The 16,885-nt window shown below is 66.9% G+C and carries 14 protein-coding genes; 10 read left to right on the top strand and 4 right to left on the bottom strand.

Features of this window, described 5'->3' with window-relative positions; translation table 11 throughout:
- Window positions 1-33 precede the first annotated feature (33 nt).
- From G5S35_RS26350 to G5S35_RS26360, 3 genes are all read left to right on the top strand, one after another.
- Window positions 34-3,564: a transglutaminase family protein gene (locus tag G5S35_RS26350; protein ID WP_183039949.1), complete on the top strand. Its 3,531-nt coding sequence runs from the start codon at window positions 34-36 to the stop codon at window positions 3,562-3,564.
- A gap of 110 nt (window positions 3,565-3,674) precedes the next feature.
- Window positions 3,675-6,386 (top strand): circularly permuted type 2 ATP-grasp protein, encoded by a 2,712-nt coding sequence (locus G5S35_RS26355; RefSeq protein WP_183039950.1) that lies wholly within the window; start codon window positions 3,675-3,677, stop codon window positions 6,384-6,386.
- Window positions 6,383-7,279: a transglutaminase family protein gene (locus tag G5S35_RS26360; protein ID WP_183039951.1), complete on the top strand. Its 897-nt coding sequence runs from the start codon at window positions 6,383-6,385 to the stop codon at window positions 7,277-7,279. Before G5S35_RS26355 ends, G5S35_RS26360 begins: the two co-directional genes overlap by 4 nt.
- A 43-nt stretch (window positions 7,280-7,322) precedes the next feature.
- On the opposite strand, the gene G5S35_RS26365 is transcribed toward G5S35_RS26360, so the two are convergent.
- Window positions 7,323-7,610: a PAAR domain-containing protein gene (locus G5S35_RS26365; RefSeq protein ID WP_065060899.1), complete on the bottom strand. Its 288-nt coding sequence runs from the start codon at window positions 7,608-7,610 to the stop codon at window positions 7,323-7,325.
- Between the two features lie 937 nt (window positions 7,611-8,547).
- Between G5S35_RS26365 and G5S35_RS26370 the strand changes: the two genes are divergently transcribed.
- Genes G5S35_RS26370 through G5S35_RS26385 form a run of 4 tightly spaced genes read left to right on the top strand, consistent with a single transcriptional unit; the run spans window position 8,548 to window position 10,627 of the window.
- Window positions 8,548-8,730: a hypothetical protein gene (locus tag G5S35_RS26370; protein ID WP_065060900.1), complete on the top strand. Its 183-nt coding sequence runs from the start codon at window positions 8,548-8,550 to the stop codon at window positions 8,728-8,730.
- Window positions 8,727-8,972, top strand: a complete 246-nt coding sequence (locus G5S35_RS26375; protein ID WP_065060901.1) for a DUF6726 family protein — start codon at window positions 8,727-8,729, stop codon at window positions 8,970-8,972. Before G5S35_RS26370 ends, G5S35_RS26375 begins: the two co-directional genes overlap by 4 nt.
- Before the next feature lie 14 nt (window positions 8,973-8,986).
- Window positions 8,987-9,847, top strand: a complete 861-nt coding sequence (locus G5S35_RS26380; protein ID WP_074981960.1) for a hypothetical protein — start codon at window positions 8,987-8,989, stop codon at window positions 9,845-9,847.
- 54 nt (window positions 9,848-9,901) lie between these two features.
- On the top strand, window positions 9,902-10,627 hold the full coding sequence (locus tag G5S35_RS26385; RefSeq protein ID WP_080180786.1) for a flagellar basal body L-ring protein FlgH: 726 nt from the start codon (window positions 9,902-9,904) through the stop codon (window positions 10,625-10,627).
- Between the two features lie 143 nt (window positions 10,628-10,770).
- Here the strand turns inward: G5S35_RS26385 and G5S35_RS26390 are convergent, their stop codons facing one another.
- Both G5S35_RS26390 and G5S35_RS26395 read right to left on the bottom strand, forming a co-directional pair.
- The gene (locus G5S35_RS26390) at window positions 10,771-11,541 is read right to left on the bottom strand and encodes a response regulator (protein WP_065060903.1); all 771 of its coding nucleotides are present in this window, start codon (window positions 11,539-11,541) and stop codon (window positions 10,771-10,773) included.
- 81 nt (window positions 11,542-11,622) lie between these two features.
- The gene (locus tag G5S35_RS26395) at window positions 11,623-12,210 is read right to left on the bottom strand and encodes a hypothetical protein (RefSeq protein WP_065060904.1); all 588 of its coding nucleotides are present in this window, start codon (window positions 12,208-12,210) and stop codon (window positions 11,623-11,625) included.
- Window positions 12,211-12,603: 393 nt separating this feature from the next.
- On the opposite strand from G5S35_RS26395, the gene G5S35_RS26400 reads away from it, so the two are divergent.
- From G5S35_RS26400 to G5S35_RS26410, 3 genes are all read left to right on the top strand, one after another.
- Window positions 12,604-13,503, top strand: a complete 900-nt coding sequence (locus G5S35_RS26400; protein WP_183039952.1) for a lysozyme inhibitor LprI family protein — start codon at window positions 12,604-12,606, stop codon at window positions 13,501-13,503.
- A 128-nt stretch (window positions 13,504-13,631) separates the two neighbouring features.
- On the top strand, window positions 13,632-14,399 hold the full coding sequence (locus G5S35_RS26405; protein WP_074981955.1) for a response regulator: 768 nt from the start codon (window positions 13,632-13,634) through the stop codon (window positions 14,397-14,399).
- 12 nt (window positions 14,400-14,411) lie between these two features.
- Window positions 14,412-15,674, top strand: coding sequence for an ATP-binding protein (locus G5S35_RS26410; RefSeq protein WP_065060907.1), 1,263 nt, complete (start codon window positions 14,412-14,414; stop codon window positions 15,672-15,674).
- A 73-nt stretch (window positions 15,675-15,747) separates the two neighbouring features.
- On the opposite strand, the gene G5S35_RS26415 is transcribed toward G5S35_RS26410, so the two are convergent.
- Window positions 15,748-16,680: a tyrosine-protein phosphatase gene (locus G5S35_RS26415; protein ID WP_080180785.1), complete on the bottom strand. Its 933-nt coding sequence runs from the start codon at window positions 16,678-16,680 to the stop codon at window positions 15,748-15,750.
- Window positions 16,681-16,885: the final 205 nt, after the last annotated feature.

Raw genomic sequence — 16,885 nt, forward strand, 5'->3', positions numbered from 1 at the left:
GTTTCATCGTCCACGTCGATCGAGGAGTCGGATGTGTCCATCCGTGTCGCGTTAAACCATGTCACGCAGTACCGCTACGACCGGCTCGTGCATCTCGCGCCCCACATCGTGCGGCTGCGCCCGGCGCCGCACTGCCGCACGCCCATCGTCTCGTATTCGATGCGCGTGGAGCCCGCCGATCACTTCGTGAACTGGCAGCAGGACCCGTTTTCCAACTACCAGGCGCGGCTGGCCTTTCCGGAGCCGATGCGCGAGTTCCGCGTGACCATCGATCTGGTCGCGGAAATGGCCGTCTACAACCCGTTCGACTTCTTCCTCGAACCGGGCGCCGAGCACTTTCCGTTCGCCTACACGCCCGAGCTGGCCGCCGAACTCGCGCCCTATCTCGTGCGCAGCGAGCCGACGCCGCGTTTCGCCGCCTTCATCGAGTCGATCGACCGCACGCCGTCCGCCGAGACCCGCACGATCGACTTTCTGGTCGGGCTCAATCAGCGCCTGCAAAGCGAGATCGGCTATTTGATCCGCATGGAGCCGGGCGTGCAGACACCCGAGGAAACGCTGGAGAAGGGTTCGGGTTCGTGCCGCGACACCGGCTGGCTGCTGGTGCAGACGCTGCGCCAGCTCGGGCTCGCGGCGCGTTTCGTGTCGGGTTATCTGCTGCAGTTGAAGCCCGATGTGAAGGCGATCGACGGCCCGGTCGGCGCCGAATACGACTTCACCGACCTGCACGCGTGGTGCGAGGTCTATCTGCCGGGCGCGGGCTGGATCGGCTTCGATCCGACTTCGGGCCTGCTCGCGGGCGAAGGCCATATTCCGGTCGCCTGCACGCCGGAACCGGGCAGCGCCGCGCCCATTTCCGGCGCGCTCGACGACTGCGAAGTCGAATTCGAGCATTCGATGACGATCGAGCGCGTGCTGGAAACGCCGCGCGTCACCAAGCCCTACACCGACGAGCAATGGGCGGCGATGCAGGCGATGGGCGCGCAGGTGGACGCCGCGCTGACCGGCCAGGACGTGCGCCTGACGATGGGCGGCGAGCCGACCTTCGTGGCCGAGCGCGACCGCGATGCACCGGAATGGAACACCGACGCGCTCGGCCCGACCAAACGCCGCTACGCCATCGCGCTGATGGACAAACTGCGCGCGCAGTACGGCGCGCGCGGCTTTCTGCACATCGGCCAGGGCAAGTGGTATCCGGGCGAGCAGTTGCCGCGGTGGGCGCTCTCGCTGTTCTGGCGCGCGGACGGCCAGCCGTGCTGGCACGATCCGTCCTTGTTCGCCGACGAACGCACGCCCACGCATCACACGGCCGCCGACGCGCAGCGCTTCATCGCGCATCTCGCGGGCAAGCTGGGCGTCGAGCCGAAATACGTGCAGCCCGGCTACGAGGACACCTGGTATTACCTGTGGCGCGAGCGCCGCCTGCCCGTGAACGTCGATCCGTTCGAATCGCGTCTCGACGACGAACTCGAACGCCTGCGCCTGCGCCGCGTGTTCGACGCGGGGCTCGACGCCGTGACCGGTTACGTGCTGCCGCTGGTGCGCGAGCGCGCGTCGTCCGCGCTGCCGGCGCTACAGTCGCCGCGCTGGGTCAGCGGTCCGTGGTTCTTCCGCGACGAGCGCATGTATCTGATGCCGGGCGACTCGCCGATGGGCTATCGCCTGCCGCTCGACTCGCTGCCGTGGGTGGCGGCGGCCGACTATCCGTGGCAGCACACGCACGATCCGTTCGCGCCCGCCGAGCCGCTGCGCAGCGCCGCCGAATTGCGCATGCAGTATCGCGAAGGTTTCGAGCTGGGCGCGCAGGCATATGGCGATGCAGGCGGCGCGGTGGGTGCTGGTGCTTCCGCTGACGGCAGTGGCGATGATGAAAGCCCGCGCGGCCTCGCCGACGACCGGGCCGCCCACGCCAACTTCACCGATCGCTACCCGCAACGCGGCGAATCCGCCGCCTGGATCCGCCGCACGGCGCTGTGCGTCGAAGCCCGCGACCCGGCGCGCGCCGCCGGTCCGAAAGCCGAAGCCGACGCGTTCGGCAGCGGACAAGGCCAGTTGCACGTCTTCATGCCGCCGCTCACCGAACTCGACGACTATCTCGACCTGCTCGCCGCCGTCGAAGCCACCGCCGGCGACCTCGCGTTGCCCGTCGTCGTCGAAGGCTATCCGCCGCCGCGCGACGCGCGCCTGAAAATGCTCCAGGTCACGCCCGACCCCGGCGTGATCGAGGTGAACATCCACCCGTCGTCGAACTGGGAAGAACTGGTCGAGCGCACCGAATTCCTCTACCGCGCCGCGCACGAAACCGCGCTCTCGTCCGAGAAGTTCATGCTCGACGGCCGCCACACCGGCACCGGCGGCGGCAATCACCTCGTGCTCGGCGGCGCCACGCCCGCCGACAGCCCGTTCCTGCGCCGTCCCGACCTGCTCGCGAGCCTGATCGCGTACTGGCACAACCATCCGTCGCTGTCGTATCTGTTTTCGGGCCTCTTTATCGGGCCGACGAGCCAGGCGCCGCGCGTCGACGAAGCGCGCAACGACCAGGTCTACGAGCTCGAAATCGCCTTCGCGGAGATCCAGCGGCAGGTCGATCTGCTGCGCGGTTTCGGGGACGCCAGCATGAATGGCGGAAGCGGCGCGCCCGTGCCGCCCTGGCTGATCGATCGCGCGCTGCGCAACATCCTGATCGACGTGACCGGCAACACGCACCGCGCCGAGTTCTGCATCGACAAGCTCTATTCGCCCGACGGCCCCACCGGCCGCCTTGGCCTGCTGGAACTGCGCGGTTTCGAAATGCCGCCGCACGCGCGCATGAGCCTCGCGCAGCAACTGCTGCTGCGCGCGCTGGTGGCGCGCTTCTGGCGCACGCCGTACACGCAGCGCCTGACGCGCTGGGGCACCGAGCTGCACGACCGCTTCATGCTCTCGACTTTCGTGCAGATGGATTTCGACGACGTGCTGGCCGAGCTGCGCGACGCGGGCTTCGCGCTCGACGCCGGCTGGTTCGCGCCGCACTTCGAATTCCGCTTCCCGGTGGTGGGCGAATTGCAGACGAGCGGCATCGCGCTCACGCTGCGCAACGCGCTCGAACCGTGGCACGTAATGGGCGAGGAAGGCGCGCCCGGCGGCACGGTGCGTTACGTGGATTCGTCGGTGGAACGTCTGGAAGTGCGCGTGCTGGGCCTGAACGAAAGCCGCCATCTCGTGACCGTCAATGGCCACGCGCTGCCGCTCCAGCCGACCGGACGCGTCAGCGAAAGCGTGGCGGGCGTGCGCTTTCGCGCGTGGCGCCAGGCGGCGTCGCTGCATCCGACCATCGGCGTGCATGCGCCGCTCACGATCGATATCGTCGATACGTGGAGCGGCCGCGCCATCGGCGGATGCCAGTATCATGTTGCGCATCCGGGCGGCCGCAATTATCAGACGTTTCCGGTCAACGCGTACGAGGCGGAGAGCCGGCGGCGCGCGCGCTTCTTCACGACCGGGCACACGCCCGGGCCGTTCGAGGCCGCGCCGCCCTCGCGCAGCCTTGAGTTTCCGTTTACGCTGGATCTGCGGCGTGGCTGATTTCTGCCGATAACACGGTTGACTGACACGCCAACCCAAGCCCCAACCGAAGACGCGCCCCGCTTGCCGGGGCGCGTCGCCATTAGCGCCCAGGCGCAGCAGCGACGATCTTGCCGACTCAATCCACCCTGCCGTTCGATTCCGCCGCCGACGAAGCCCTCGCGCTAGCGCCGCTGCGCTCGCTTCCCGTGCGCGAGGGCCACTGGGACGAACTGCGCGCGCCGGACGGCGCCTTGCGCGAACCGTGGCGCCAGTTTTTCGCGCTGCTCGGCAAGGCGGGCGCGGCGGGGCTCGACGGCGCGGCGGCCTCGGTCGCGCGCCAGGTGCGCGAAAACGACATCACCTATAACGTCTACGCCGATCGCGGCGGCCCGCGTCCGTGGTCGCTCGACCTGCTGCCGCTGTTGATCGACGAAGACGAATGGGCGCTGATCGAGCGCGGCGTGGCGCAGCGCGCGCGGCTGCTCAACGAGATCGTCGCCGATATCTACGGGCCGCAGACGCTGCTCGCGCGCGGCCTGCTGCCGGGCGCGCTGGTGTTCGGCCACCCCGGCTATCTGCGCGCGGTGAAAGGCTACACGCCGCCGGATCGGCAGTATCTGCAGATCGTCGCGCTCGACCTCGCGCGCGCGCCCGACGGCCAGTGGACCGTGGTCTCGCATCGCACCGAGGCGCCGTCCGGGCTCGGCTATCTGCTCGAAAACCGCCTGATCGTGTCCAGCCTGTTCGCCGAGCCGTTTCGCGCGATGCGCGTGCACCGGCTCGCGCCCTCGTATTCGCAACTGATCGCCACGCTCGCGGACGCCGCGCGCGCGATCATGCGCGCCGACGAGCACAGCGCGCGCGGCGGCTCGCCGCATATCGTGCTGCTGACGCCTGGGCCGTTCAGCGAGACCTATTTCGAGCATGTGTTTCTCGCGCGCTATCTCGGCCTCACGCTGGTCGAGGGCAAGGACCTCACGGTGCGCGACGACATGCTCTACCTGAAGACGCTCGGCGGCCTGGAGCGCGTGCATGCCGTGCTGCGCCGTCTCGACGATACGTTCTGCGACCCGGTCGAACTGCGCGCCGACTCGACCATCGGCGTGCCCGGACTGCTCCAGGTGATGCGCGCGGGCAACGTGATGGTCTCGAACGTGCCGGGCGCGGGCTTCGTGGAGTCGCCCGCGCTGCACGGCTTCATGCCCGGCATCGCGCAGGCGCTGCTCGGCGAGCCGCTCGTGCTGCCCGGCGTGCCGACGTGGTGGTGCGGCGAGGACGCGGCGTGGCGCGACGCGCTCACGCAATTGCCCGAAGCGCTACTGGTGCCGACCTGGCCCGGCGGCGCGCACGCCAGGGACAGCAAGCGCGCCACGCCGCCGGGCCTCGCGGCAGGCCCGCAATTGCTCGCCGACTGGCGCGCGCGCATCGAGCAACTGCCCGACGCCTTCACGGTCCAGCAGCCGTTGAACTACAGCTACACGCCGCGCTACGACAACGCCGCCGACCAGGACCGCGCCGACGCCTCCGGCGGCGCGCCCATGCTTGGCGCGCGGCCCGCGGTGCTGCGCGTCTACGCCATCGCCGACCAGACATGCGGCTGGCGCGTGCTGCCGGGCGGCTTCACGCGCCTCGCGGCCGAACATCAGGAATCCGTATCGATGCAGGTGGGCGGCAGCAGCGTCGATACCTGGGTGCTGTCGAGCCAGCCCGGCACGGCGTTTTCGCTGCTGCCGACTCCGATGAAGCCCTCCGATCTGCGCCGCGAGCATCGCCGCGTGTCGAGCCGCGCCGCCGAAAACCTCTTCTGGGCAGGCCGATACGGCGAGCGCGCCGAAAACGCCGTGCGCCTGTGCCGCCTGATTCTCGGCTCGCTCGAAGGCAGCGACGCCGAGGAACTGTTCGGCACCTTCACCGAACTGGCCGCCGCGAGCGGCCTGGTGACGGTCGCGGGTGCGACGACTCCGGCGAACACCGAGGAACCCCTCGCCGGTCGCCGCCGCGGCCTCGACGGCTTCGAGCGCGAGCTGGTCGCCAATCTGCACGAAAGCGCGCGCGCCCCCAGCATCGGCCAGATGCTCGCGAGCCAGGCCTACGCGTGCGGCGAAATACGCGGGCGTCTGTCGAGCGATCACTGGCGCACTGTGCTCGCCGCGCGCAACGACTTCCGCGACGCGCTGCAGGCGCTCTCGCTCGCCCCCGCGCCCGCGCGCCAGGGCGTGCTGCTCGAATTCCGCCAGCCCACGCCGTACGACCGCATGGCGCTGATCCGCGCGCTCGACGCGCTCGCCACGCAACTGAGCGCGATCAGCGGCTGCCAGGGCGACCGCATGACGCGCGACGAGGCCTGGCGTCTGCTGTTCGCGGGCCGCCATATCGAGCGCGTGGCGGCGATGGCGGGCGTGCTGCGCATCGCGGCGCACGAACGCACGCTCGCCACGCCCGCCGGTTTCGACGTGCTGCTGCAACTGTTCGACAGCACGCTGACCTATCGCACGCTGTATCCGGGACGACTCGAAGTGCCCGCGCTGCTCGACCTGATCGTCACCGATCCGACCAATCCGCGCGGCCTCTACGGCGTGTACGACCGCCTGCGCACGCGTCTCGACGAAATCGCCCAGGCGGCGGGCGGCCCGCGCCGCGAGCCGTTCGCCGCGCAGCTCGCGCCCGTCGACGCGCTGCCCGATCTCGAAGCGATCTGCGCCCCCGGCGAGGACGGCCGCTATCCCGCGCTCACCGCGCTGTGCGACGCGCTCGCCGCACGCATGGCGGCCGCCTCGAACGAAATCAGCGCGCGCTGGTTCAGCCACGCGATGCCGCTCGCCGCGCAGGTGTGGTCATGAGCGGCACGCGCCTGTCCGTCACCCATCGCACGACCTATCGCTATTCGACGCTGGTCGAAACGGCGCAGCATCTCGCGACCATCCGTCCGCTCGAACTGCCGTGGCAGCGCGTGCTCGAACACCGCGAGCGCATCGAGCCCGCGCCCTCGTATCAGACGAGCCGACGCGACGCATTCGGCAACGACGTGCTGTATTTTTCGTTCGACGCCCCGCACGACTATCTGCAGATGACGATGGAAACGAGCGTGCTGCTCGCGCCGCGCTACGACGCGCTCGACGCCGACGCCACGCCCGCGTGGGAAGACGTGGCGAACGCGCTGCGCTACACGGCGGGCGGCGCGTTTCATGCGGAGTCGGAGTTTTGCTGTGCGTCGCCGAATATCGCGCTTTCGCCCGCGTTACGCGCGTATGCGCTGGAGAGTTTCACGCCGGGCGCGCCGGTGCTGGCGGCGGCCATCGACCTGATGCACCGCATTCATCGCGATTTCGACTATCGTCCGGCGGCGACGGCCTTCGACACACCGGCCGCGCGCGCCTTCGAACTGCGTCACGGGGTGTGCCAGGATTTCGCGCAGGTGATGATCGGCGGGCTGCGCTCGCTGGGTCTCGCGGCGCGCTATGTGAGCGGTTATCTGCGCAACGATCCGCCCGAGGGCGCGACGCCGATGATCGGCGCGGATGCCTCGCATGCGTGGGTGTCGCTGCACGTGCCGCAAGCGGGCTGGATCGATCTCGATCCGACCAACGACGTGCTCGCCGATCAGGGCCACGTGACGCTCGCGGTCGGACGCGATTACAGCGACGTGTCGCTGCTGCGCGGGGTCATTCTGGGCGGCGGCGCGCATCGCGTCGACGTGGCCGTCGACGTGCGGGCCGATCCGGACGGCGTATAAGCGCGGTCGGCGTAATCAGCTCAAGCAGCACGAAAACGGAAGCTTAGCTGCCGGCCAGCGTGCCCGTATCCATCGACGCCACGAGCTTCGGCTGCGGCTGGCACTCGCACTGGCAGAGGTCGTTTTCGAGCGCGACCACCTTGCCCATCACGGTCATCGTGTGCGGACCGCCATCGGAGACGATCACACCCTGCTTCGAGCAGGTCTGGCACATCACCGGCGCGCCGATATAGGCGAGCGGACGTCCGTGATACGACGATCCTTCGATACCGTCCATCACGACGCCGTTGTGGTCGGTCTTGTCGTCTTTGAGGATGAATTTACGGGTCATCTCCAGGGCCTCGGGAATGGGGTTCCGGCGTTGCGCCGATGGGACGGGAAATATACCAGCGTTTTCCTTTCGCTTCCTTTCCGGGCGCCGCGCTCGGGCGCAATGTGGACGCAATACGTTGGAACGCGTGCGCAAAACCGCTCGTGGCGGGCATGGCGGGCCTGGAGAAACAGGTCCGAGTGACGAGCGCCACGCGTCCGTGAGATGCGGGATTTCGAAGGAAAACGCCCATTACAAACCCTCCTCTCAGGTAAGACATAACAAGGAAAATCGCGAGAAATTTCATTCACGCGGACCGCAATGCCGCGCTTCACATCAACAGGAAACCTTTTCCGGACGACAAAGCCCGGCCAATGCATCCGCTCGCGCGACCTCGCGATTCGCGCCGAAACCCCTTGATTGACAGGCTTTCCAGTCGATCAACACGCACTGGAAAAGCACCGCTTCACGCAACGTCCAAAGACCTTTCGCGCACAACTTTCCAGCACCGCAACACGCCAAATCCGAAATCATTACCGTGAAAGGCCGCTTTCAGCGACTTTTCACGCGTCAGTCTCGTCGCGAAAAACGCTCGCCTCGCGCTTCGTTCCACCCGCATTCGCGCGCCCGCGCCGCCTCGCGCAACGCCAGCTCCGACAAGGCTTGCACCGAACACTACACCGTCTCGCGCCCGCCCTCGTCCAGCCGATTTCAACCCGCGTTTTTCGCGCTCGCCCGCGCCCGTTTTCCTTCCGCTTCTTGCGCATTTGTATACGACCGGAAGGACTCGTAAGGCTTGAATCAAAGGCCCCATTGATTATTGCTTCACGCAACAGACGTAGACGCGAAGATGCTATCGCCGCTCGTCGACTACTTCCCCTATCGGCGTAACGCGGGGGCGCGCACCCCTCTACGTGCGCCCCCTCCTTTTTGTGTCAATCCGCCCAGGAGGCCCATCATGACCAGCCCTATCGGCTCCAGCAGCGTCGGCCACTCGTCGCCCTTGACGACGTTCGACCCTAACCGCAACAAGAACTCCGGCAGCGCAGGCTCCGCCGGCAACCATTCCGCCCAACCGGAAACCGTGCATCCCGGCACGCCGGTCGGTCCGCTCGGCCACAACATCAATACCACCGCATGACGAATTCGCTGTCGCAAGAGGCGCCGCTGAAGGCAAAGCGCGCACATCACCTGTCGCGTGCGGCATTGCATGGGCTGCGCGCCGCTGCGGTGATTGCACTCGCCTGCCTCACCCTGCCGCTCGAAGGTTGTGCGGTAGCGGCATTACCTTGCCGGCTCGTCTCGGCGACGGTGAAGATCGTGCCGGTGGTTGGGCATCCCGCAGCCGTGCCGTTCGACGCGTGCGCAGCGGCTATTGACTGATCGAGGTCCACTCGATGAAACGGGCGTCTCTGACTGCTTTCCTGACCTGCGCTGCCGCTGCAGCGCTTGCCGGCACGCTGGCCGCACCGGCGAGCGCCGACACGAGCTTCGAAGGGCGCATCACGCCGCTTCCGACGCCCGTCGTCAGCGCACCTGTCGTTGCGCCTGCCAGCGCGCCTGCCATCGTGCAGGCGAACGCCGCATCCGCGCCTGCGCCCGCGCCGCAAAAGACGGCCAGCGCACAGGCGCCGCGCAACAAGGTCAAGAAGCGTCGTCCGACGCCCGTCACCGCGGCGGCGCGTTCGCGCGCCGTCGCCCTGGACGACACGCCGTTCTCGTTTCGCGGCATTGCGCTCGGCGTCACGCTGACTGAATTGCGCGAGGCCAACACGGTCCGCGCCACGCCGCACGAAAGCGCGCTGGTTTGCGAAACCGACGTGGCCGGCGGCGACATCGGCATGCCGTTCAAGAGCTATGCGAGCCTGACGATCGCGTGCCGCTGGGCGCATCGCACGCCGCAAGGCTGGACGCCTTCGCATGCCGTCGTGGACGGCGTGCCGGCGAGCGATCACGTGCTGCGTTTCGCGCACGAATCCGCGGGCGAGCCGCTACGTCTCTATGAAATGTCGTTTGTCGTCGATGCCGCTACGGCGTTCGATCTGCGCGATCTGCTGGCCTCGCGTTACGGCGCGCCGCGCATGGCCGGCGATCCGTCGCTGCCGCTGCTCGAATGGGACAACGCGTCGAGCACGATCACGATCTGTCTGATGCCGAACGGCGGTCACGCCACCCTGACTTACCTGCTTAAACCCGCGAGTCCGCGCGCGAAGGGCATCGAACGCGCGCTCAAGATCAGCCAGTTCGACGAAGGCTGATCGCCACGCACGCCCACTGACCCGACGACGCCTTCACGCGAGCGCTTCTTACTTATGCTTTCCAATCAATCGCACTCCTTACCTTCCTGCAAGCACTTCGCGCGCCTTTCTTTTGCGCTGCCGCGTGTGCTGCTGTGCGCATCGGCATTCGCTGCGTTCTCGGGGTGCGCGACCTCGCCCGAATCGATCGTCAACACGCCGATGACGCCGCCGCTCGCCGAACCGCCGCTGAACGTCAACACGGGCGGCTCGATCTATCAGCAAGGCACCGCCATCGCGTTGTATGAAACGCCGCGCGCGCAGCGTATCGGCGACGTGCTCACGATCCGCCTCTCCGAAACTTACAACGGCGCCGACACCGCGGCCGCGTCCGCGAAACGCGACAGCACCATCACCGCCACCGCCGCCGATCAATCGACGGGCGCGGCAGCACGTCTCGCGCGCCTGTTCAATATCGGTTCGGCGTCGACGACGTTCAACGGCACGGGCAGCCACACGCTGTCGAGCGACATGACGGGCACGCTGGCCGTGACGGTCATCAGCAAGACGCCGACGGGCAATCTCGTGGTGTCGGGCGAAAAGATCATTGCGATGAGCGGCGAGCATCAGCGTCTGCGTCTCTCGGGCATCGTCAATCCGAACGACGTGGAGTCGGACAACTACGTCGATTCGAGCAAGATCGCCAACGCGCGTATCGAACAGGTGGGCCACGGCATGCTCAACGACGCGACCACGGTCGGCTGGCTGCAGCGCATGTTCCTGAGCGTGCTCACGTTCTGATGTTGCCTTGATGCTGCATTCCGATGCTTGCCTCAAGCATCGGGCAAGCAAAAACGGCGCGCCTCGATGGCGCGCCGTTTTTATTTCATCGCGAAGGTTCAGTCAGGCCGACATCGCTCGCCGACTGAACTGAACCGCGCCGCTCACTCTTCCTGCGCGGCGTCGGGCATGTCACCCGCGTATTCGCTGTAGCGCTCGGCGAAACCGACTTCGCCGTCCGGCACGAACACGTAGCCGTGTCCCCAGACCGTCTGCAGATAACGCGGCTCGGACGGATCGGTTTCGATCAGCCGGCGCAAACGCCAGATCGCCACGTCGAGACTGCGATTGCGATAACGCCCCGCTTCGCCGTAGACGATTTCGATGATGCGTTCGCGCGACAGAATCGTCATCGCGTGATTGACGAACAGCTTCAGGAACGCGAATTCGCTCGAACGCAGCGGAATGCGTTCTTCGTCGCGATACAGCTCGCGCGAGCGGAAATCGAGTTCGTACGGGCCGAAGCGGAACGAGGCGCGACTTTCCGGCGCACCCGTCGAGTTCGACACGCTGCGGCGGCGCATGACCGTGCGGATACGCGCGGCCAGCTCGCCTGGATCGAAGGGCTTGCCCACGTAATCGTCGGCGCCGAATTCGAGGCCGAGCACGCGGTCGATCACCTCGTTGCGCGCGGTGAGCAGGATCACAGGCAGGTCGTCGCCGCTTTCGCGCAGCGCGCGCAAGGCGCTGATGCCATCCAGCTCCGGCATCATGATGTCGAGCACCACGACCTGCGGCCGCTCGGTGCGCAACTGCTGCTGCAAGGCGCGCGCGGACGGCAGCTTCGTCACGGTGAAGCCGCGCATTTGCAGATATTCGGCGGTAACGTCGCGCACGACGGGATCGTCGTCGACGAGAAAAATATTATTTGCCATGCACAAATCGTAAGGGACGCAAACGGACCGGCATAGGCCCGCCGCCTTTCCATTCCTTTCCTGAATATGCGGCGTGAAAGACTACAGGCCGCGCGAAGCGGACTCGAACGTCGAACCCAGTTGCGTCTGATCCACCACCATGCTGTCCAGCAGGCCCTTGAGCTTCACCGCCGCGCTAGAAAAGCGGTCGGTGCCGAGCCCGCGCACTTCGTAACGCGCTGTCACCGCAATATGGTTATGCAAGAAGATCGTCAGATTGATGGTGGACAGATACGCGCGGCTGTCGTCGCTGAACGTCGGCTTGCCGTATTCGATCGACGCGTTGTAAACCAGCCGCCCCTCGCACGTGACCGGCTCGGTACCGGGGCTGTAGACGTCCGAAGTCACGCCGCGCTGCGCCAGCACGAGTTGCAGCGACGGCACGAAATCGGCCGACGTCACCATCGGATTGTTCTCGATGCAGATCGACGCGATATTCACCGGTCGCCCGGTCACGAATCTCGGCGACGAGTAATTCGCCGCGACCGCATAACCCGCCTGGATCACGGAGCCCGTAGCATCGGCGGCGGTGATCAGCGTCCAGGCGCAGCCATTGAGCGCGAGCGCAGCGCCGAGCGCGGCGGCAAGGCGGGCCGCGCGGCGGACGTTGGAGCGAAAAGGATGGGGCATGGGAACGATGACATGACGCGTCGATGGGCTGCGCGCGCGATGCGAAGGGATGCAGGCGGCAGGGCTCGTCATGCATCATCAAGGCAAAGCGCACCACACGATGGGCGGGACATCGGCCATTGTTGACAAGCGCTTTCCAGTTCTTCGCAAATCTCACGCGAAGTAAGGACCGGAAAGCATGCTGCACGGGTTCAGGCCGTCGAAACACCCGCACAACTTACCGCACGCGTAATGGATGAAATGTTTCGTAAGCGGTGGACGCAATCGACCCGTTGAGCGCCGCTTTGCGCCAGAGGCGCTGAGCTATTGTTCTCATCGCGGCGCCTCGCGCCGTGGCGACGCCGGACTAGCCGCCCGTCGTCCCCCGCTATTTCATACAACATCGTGCCTGCCATGAATCGAGAACAGAAAATCCGTCGCGCTCACTCCCTTCGCCGCGGCCTGAACGTCGCTGCGCTCGCGCTCTTCGCGTCGCTCGCCGGTTCGCCGTTCGCTCAGGCGGCGAGCTTTCACTGCCCGCACAACGCCTCGGCGTCCGAGCGCCTCGTGTGCAACGATCCGACGCTGTCCGCGCTCGACGACAAACTCGCCGCGCTCTATCACAGCGCGCTCGACGCGACGCCCGACACGACGGCGCTCGAAGCCGACCGCGTGAGCCAGTGGCAATGGCGCCAGCACAACTGCAAGGACAAGGCTTGCGTGACGGACTGGTATAACCGCCGCATCGCCGAACTTCAGGGCGATCTGCAACACGGCAAGCAAGCCAGCGTGCAACGCGTGAAGGACGGCGTGGTCGATCAGCACCTCGCGCCTTCCGCACAGGACGCCGTGCTGGAAATGAAGGGCATCGACGCTGCGCCGAAGGGCCAGAGCGACAAGCCGGCCCCGACGGCCGACGGCTCGAAGGCCGCGCCGAAGACGGGCGCGAAGCTCGCCGGCGCGCACACCGACGCCTCGCTGCATCTGGAAAAAATGCCGAGCGGCGTTGCTGCCGACGCGCGCCAGAAGCATCTCGCCGATGCACATACGCACGCCATCCCGGCTGACGAAGTCGCGCCGGCGAAGTCGGCCAAGCCGGCCGCCACGGCGGAAACCTCGGCCAAGGCCGCCAGCATGGCGGGTTCGGGCACGGCCTTCGCGAAGGCCGCGGGCATTGCCTCGCTCGACGCACCGTCTGCCGCGAAGCCGGCCGCTGCTGCCGCGCATTCGTCGGAAGAAAAATCCGCTGCCGCGACCGATTCGACGCAAGCCGGTCAAGCGCCGGTGCAGGAAAGCGCACTCGCCGCGAAGTAAGACAGGGCGCTCGCGGCGAATGGGATACGCAAGCCCGCGCCGCGAAAACCCACCCCAGGTAAGCCCGAGTAAGAAATAGAAAGAACGCCGCTATTCTGTAAGCCGTCGATAAGCATTAAAATTTCACGATGAGTCCACACGTTCTCATCGTCGACGACGATCCGGTCGTGCGCGATCTTCTCTCCCGCTTCCTGCGGGCCAACGGCTTCGAAGCCTCGGTCCTGCACGATGGCACGCATCTCGGTCAGCGTCTCGAACGCGAGCGGCCTGCTGTCGTCGTGCTGGACGTCATGATGCCCGGCACCGACGGCCTGCGCGCCCTCGCCGCCCTGCGTGCGAAAGGCGACGACATTCCGGTGATCTTCGCGTCCGCACGCGGCGCGGTCGCCGACCGCATCGCGGGCCTCACGCTCGGTGCGGACGATTACGTCGCCAAGCCGTTCGATCCGCAGGAACTGTTGCTGCGCATCCAGACCGTGCTGCGCCGTCGTGGCGCGGTACCCGCGGGTGCGCCGGAAGCACGCGAACGCTGCCGCTTTGGCCCCTTCGAGCTCGATTTCACGACGCGCACGCTGTTGCGCGACGGCGAGCGCGTGGCGCTGCGCGACGGCGAATTCGCCTTGCTGAAGGTCTTCACACGACACCCTTACCGCGTGCTCTCGCGCGTGCTCATTCACGATCTGCTGCATGCCGACGGCCTCGAATTCCACGAGCGCAGTCTCGACGTGCCGATCTGGCGCCTGCGCCGCGTGATCGAAGACGATCCCTCGCAACCGCGTTTCGTGCAAACGGTACGCGGCAAGGGCTATGTGTTCGTGCCGCTGCGCGAAGGCGAAGCCGCCGACACCGACGCCCACGGCGCCGAGGATGCCCAGGATCCCGACGGCGGCGCATGATCGCGTGAATGCATGAACAATCCGTTGAATACGCTGTTCGGGCGCATGGCGCTGATGTCGGCGCTCGTGCTGTTCGCGATTCAGGCGTGCTGGTTCGTCGTGTTCGCGCCGCAGCCGCGCCGCCATGAAGTCGAGGGCTTCGAGCGCGGCCTGCTGCTGATGCTGCACGCCGCCACCGGCGCGGCGCCCAACGAGCTCGAACTCGCACCCGCGTTGCGCGTGCATCTCGTGCCCACCTGGAACATGCCCGCCGACGTGAAGCTCGAGGTGCCGAAGCGCGAGCCGCTCGCGGACCTGCGCCGGCAACTGCTGCGCGACCTGCCCGCCGGCACCGAAATTCTCGCCGACACGCGCAATCGCGCGACGCTCTGGGTGCGCTTTCCCGGCCATCCCACGTGGATCGTCGCGCCGATCGACCTGCCGCCGCCGCCCAATCTGGTGCCGCAATTCGCGTCGATGCTCGCGGTCTCGCTGCTGCTCGCGCTGCTCGCCGTGTGGCAGATGCAGCGCCCGCTGTCGATCGTCGCGCAGACCGCGCGCGCGTTCGGCTCGGGCAATCGTCCGCCGCCCGTCGACGAACTCGGTCCGCGCGAACTGCGCGAACTGATCGGCTCGTTCAACGGCATGATGAAACAGCTCAACGAAGCCGACGACGATCAGGCCATCATGCTCGCGGGCGTGGCGCACGATCTGAAGTCGCCGCTCACGCGCCTGAAGCTGCGCGCGAGCATGCTGGGGTCCGAGCGCGAGCGCGAACAGTTCACGCGCGAAGTCGATTCGCTCAACGACATCGTGCAGCAGTTTCTGGAATTCGCGCGGCAACGGCCGGAATCCGGTCCCGAAGTGGACGTGGATTCGCTGTTGCGCGAGCAGTTTTCATCCGATACGGCGGAGGAGGAAGACACGCTGTTCCGTCTCGATCTGCGCGCCGGTGCGGGCTTTCGCATGCCGCGCACGCTGCTCGACCGGCTGGTGTCGAATCTCGTCGACAATGCGCTCGAACACGGCGAACCGCCGGTGGAAATCGGCACGCGCCGCGAAGGGTCGAACTGGATTATCGAAGTCCGCGATCACGGTCCCGGCATTCCCGCCGAACGCGTGGCCGCGGCGCTCAAGCCGTTCGTGCGGCTGGACGAAGCGCGCGGCGGCGAAGGGCATTGCGGACTCGGTCTCGCGATCGTCACGCGTCTCGTGCGCAATCAGGGCGGACGCTGCGAAGTGTCGAACCATCCCGAAGGCGGTCTGCGCATCAAGATCGCGTTTCCAACCGCCTGAGTTTGTCGGCCCGGAAGGTGTGACGGGCGCTCGCGGGCGCCCGTTCCTTTTTATGTCTGGCGAAGCGCGCCGCTTACACCACGAGGCGGCCGCGCAGCAGATCCACCGTCGTCGAAGACAGCCCGAGACCGGCGTTGAGATAGCGGTTCAGATCGCCGAACCCTTTTTGCAGCGCATCGAACGCGCTTTGCAGATAGCTGGCCTGCACGGGCGGTGCGAGATTGTCCTCGTCGACGCCCGTCGAGCGCCACGCGTTCGTCAGCAGAAAATCCTTCACGACGATTTCCAGCGGCACGTTCGCGATCAGCAGCAGCAGCGCGCCCGCCCAACCCGCCACGTCCACGCCCTTTCCGCCCACCACGACGACCGGCCCGCCGGCCTGCGCGATCTGCTCGAGCAGCGCGCCGTACGCCATGCACTGCGTGTGACCCATGACGAATTCGCGCCAGTGCGCCTGCATGGCCGAATCGAGTTCCGGACCCGACATCCCGGCGAACGACGGCGGCGCATGCGTGCCGAGCACGTTCAGCGAAACGTAGCTCGCGGTGCTCAGCGGCGTATCCGGCAAAGCGTCGGCTTCCACCGGCGTGCGCAGATCGTAGATGCCCGCTAGCCCGATGCCTTCGAGCGTGGCCGTGTCGGCCGTATTCGCGGTCAGCACGTCGGAGCGATAGAGGATGGCGCGGCGAAAATGCGCGCCGTCGCTCGTCGAGTAGCCTGGCGCCGCGCCGCCCACGTCGCGGAAGTTCGCCACCGAATTCATTACCGGCGTGGGCGCGTCCTGCGGCCCGTCTCCGCCGGTGTAATCGCCGCCGCACGCGCTCAGCAGCGTGGTGCCGCAACCGCTCAGCGCCAGCACGCTCATCGTGCCCTTGAGCAGCCGGCGGCGCGGCGGACTGGCAGGCCCGGCCCCGCGCCGGCACGCGAAGTCGCCGGACAAGGGCGCGGGCACGCCCTTGCGCGCTTCCTTGCGCGAAGAAGAACTGGCGGAGAAACGAAGAATCATCGGTTAGCAGCTAAGGTATGAGGCTCGCGCGCGTGGGCGGGGCCAGCCTCTGCAACGGCGGGGCGTCGCATGCATTCGGAAAAACGAAGTTTACCGGCAGATGACCCCGAAAAGGTTACGACGCAAGACTCGGTAATAATTCGTAGGAAACCGCAGCGACTATAAATGCGCCGTCGCACGCATGCGGCGGCGTCATAAATCGCCA

The sequence above is a fragment of the Paraburkholderia tropica genome (genome assembly GCF_014171495.1).
GTDB lineage: Bacteria > Pseudomonadota > Gammaproteobacteria > Burkholderiales > Burkholderiaceae > Paraburkholderia > Paraburkholderia tropica.

Bases quoted from the DNA above. Each gene is read 5' to 3' on its own strand.
- G5S35_RS26360 (WP_183039951.1), top strand. From the start codon at position 6,383: ATGAGCGGCACGCGCCTGTCCGTCACCCATCGCACGACCTATCGCTAT.
- G5S35_RS26370 (WP_065060900.1), top strand. From the start codon at position 8,548: ATGACCAGCCCTATCGGCTCCAGCAGCGTCGGCCACTCGTCGCCCTTG.
- G5S35_RS26405 (WP_074981955.1), top strand. From the start codon at position 13,632: ATGAGTCCACACGTTCTCATCGTCGACGACGATCCGGTCGTGCGCGAT.
- G5S35_RS26395 (WP_065060904.1), bottom strand. From the start codon at position 12,210: ATGCCCCATCCTTTTCGCTCCAACGTCCGCCGCGCGGCCCGCCTTGCC.
- G5S35_RS26390 (WP_065060903.1), bottom strand. From the start codon at position 11,541: ATGGCAAATAATATTTTTCTCGTCGACGACGATCCCGTCGTGCGCGAC.
- G5S35_RS26415 (WP_080180785.1), bottom strand. From the start codon at position 16,680: ATGATTCTTCGTTTCTCCGCCAGTTCTTCTTCGCGCAAGGAAGCGCGC.
- G5S35_RS26365 (WP_065060899.1), bottom strand. From the start codon at position 7,610: ATGACCCGTAAATTCATCCTCAAAGACGACAAGACCGACCACAACGGC.
- G5S35_RS26385 (WP_080180786.1), top strand. From the start codon at position 9,902: ATGCTTTCCAATCAATCGCACTCCTTACCTTCCTGCAAGCACTTCGCG.
- G5S35_RS26410 (WP_065060907.1), top strand. From the start codon at position 14,412: ATGAACAATCCGTTGAATACGCTGTTCGGGCGCATGGCGCTGATGTCG.
- G5S35_RS26400 (WP_183039952.1), top strand. From the start codon at position 12,604: ATGAATCGAGAACAGAAAATCCGTCGCGCTCACTCCCTTCGCCGCGGC.
- G5S35_RS26380 (WP_074981960.1), top strand. From the start codon at position 8,987: ATGAAACGGGCGTCTCTGACTGCTTTCCTGACCTGCGCTGCCGCTGCA.
- G5S35_RS26375 (WP_065060901.1), top strand. From the start codon at position 8,727: ATGACGAATTCGCTGTCGCAAGAGGCGCCGCTGAAGGCAAAGCGCGCA.